This window comes from Caballeronia sp. M23-90 (assembly GCF_053574605.1).
In genome coordinates, this window is record NZ_JBSIPA010000753.1 from 1 (window position 1) to 1,754 (window position 1,754).

Sequence of the window (1,754 nt, forward strand, 5' to 3'; positions counted from 1 at the left end):
TGCCGCTGCCAGTCCGCACCCGCCGAGCCCGGCCAGGACCGCGCATAACGCGGCCAACACACACAATTTCACTTGGAACCTCCGTGCTGCCCGTGCAAAACCCGTGATACGGGCAGCGTGTTGCCGTCATCGAATGGAGACGGGTCTTACCTTAGACGCTGCCAGCTTCGCATGTTCCCGCGCTTCGTCAGTATCGCGTCCGGTCGCAAGCGCCACGCCCATGCGGCGCTTCGTAAAACTCTCCGGCTTGCCGAAGAGGCGCAGGTCGGAATCCGGCACCGCGAGCGCTTCAGCTACCCCTTCGAAGCTGATGCCCGCTTCGTCGAGCCCGCCGTAAATCACCGCCGATGCCCCCGGCGCACGCAACGCCGCATCCACCGGAAGACCGAGGATTGCGCGTGCGTGCAGGTCGAACTCCGAGAAACGCTGTGTGGCGAGCGTGACGAGACCTGTGTCATGCGGTCGCGGGCTGACTTCGGAGAACCAGACGTCGTCGCCGCGCACGAACAATTCGACGCCGAACAAGCCGCGTCCGCCCAGCGCCGCCGTGACTTTTTCCGCGACATCGCGCGATTTCGCCAGCGCCGCCGCGCTCATGGCTTGCGGCTGCCACGATTCGACATAATCGCCCGCGACCTGCACATGGCCGATCGGCTCGCAGAAATATGTCTGCAGATTGCCGGATTCCGCGCTAACCGCGCGCACGGTGAGTTGTGTAATCTCGTAGTCGAAATCGATAAACCCCTCCACAATCACGCGCCCGTGATTCACGCGGCCGCCGGCCATTGCGTGTCGCCAGGCGGGTTCGATATCGGCTGCACTTCTGAGCACCGATTGCCCCTTCCCCGATGACGACATCACCGGTTTCACCACGCACGGGAACCCGATCTTCCCGATACCGGCTTTCATCTCGTCGAGCGAGTCGGCGAAAGCATAAGGCGACGTCGGCAGCCCGAGCGTTTCGGCGGCGAGGCGGCGGATGCCTTCGCGGTTCATGGTGAGCTGGGTCGCGCGCGCGGTCGGGATTACGACGGCGAGTTGTTCGGCTTCGATTTCGGCCAGCGTGTCGGTCGCGATGGCCTCGATTTCCGGCACGATCAAATGCGGCTTCTCGGCTTCGATCAAGGCGCGCAACGCCGCGCCGTCGGTCATGTCGATCACGTGCGAGCGATGCGCGACCTGATGGCCGGGTGCATCGGCGTAACGGTCGACCGCGATGGTTTCCACGCCGAGCCGTTGCAGCGCAATGATCACTTCCTTGCCGAGTTCGCCCGCGCCGAGCAGCATCACGCGGGTCGCGCCCGGCGAGAGCGGCGTGCCGATGGTGCCGGTTTGAAAGGGGGACGCAGCGGACTTCGCGCTCTGCATGGATGCTCCGGAAAAGAGGCCAGTAAAGCCCGGGATGTTAACACGCGGCCTCCTCGCGGACATGATCCGCGACCTGTCGCGCAGGAACATTCGCCGCACGGAATTGCACGCCAGAAAGCAAGTCGCACAGGACATTTCTTTACACATCGCAACGATTCCGATGCAAACGACCTTGGTCAATCGCCTGACGAGTGCGATACCCTTACGGTTTTGCCAGCCTGAGGATCTTTCATGTCGATGCAGCCTTCCCGTTCGCGCCTGGCGCCCCCCTCGGCGCGTAGCCACGTCCGTGCTGCTTCTGCCCGTTCCAGGCTTTCCATGGCGGCTGTTTTCTCAGCGGCGGCACTCGTTCTGGGCGGCGTGCTCGCCGGCTGCGCGCTGCCCAA

The 1,754-nt window shown here is 63.9% G+C and carries 1 protein-coding gene; it reads right to left on the reverse strand.

The genetic code is table 11. The features are described from left to right. Positions 1-126: 126 nt before the first annotated feature. A complete protein-coding gene (purT, locus tag ACRXB1_RS35515; RefSeq protein WP_449494708.1) occupies positions 127-1,368 on the reverse strand; it encodes a formate-dependent phosphoribosylglycinamide formyltransferase in 1,242 nt (413 codons plus the stop codon). Positions 1,369-1,754: the final 386 nt, after the last annotated feature.